Annotated in this window: 1 protein-coding gene; it reads left to right on the top strand. The window is 44.8% G+C overall.

Annotated elements, in window-relative coordinates; translation table 11 throughout:
• Window positions 1–268 (top strand): MobA/MobL family protein (locus tag AAEY88_RS13840; RefSeq protein ID WP_350563308.1); only part of this gene is annotated, 268 nt, incomplete at both ends.

A 268-nucleotide genomic window follows, 5' to 3' on the forward strand; every position in this document is an offset into this window, starting at 1 on the left:
GGTATTGCCATCAAAGATGAACGCACAGGCAAAGAACACGACTACACCAAAAGAAGAGGGGTAGCACACAAACGACTTCACACCCCAAACGATTTAAAGATTGAGCGCAACGAACTTTGGAACTTAGCGGAAACCACCGAAACAAGAAAGAACAGCAGAACCGCAAGAGAAATAGTCGTTAATCTACCCCATGAATTATCAGGGCGTTTACGGATAATGCTCGTTAATGACTTCGCTAAGGACTTAGCCAATCAATACGGTGTTGCCG

Origin of the sequence: Psychrobacter sp. CAL346-MNA-CIBAN-0220 (assembly GCF_040309805.1) — a bacterium.
Classification (GTDB): Bacteria; Pseudomonadota; Gammaproteobacteria; order Pseudomonadales; family Moraxellaceae; genus Psychrobacter.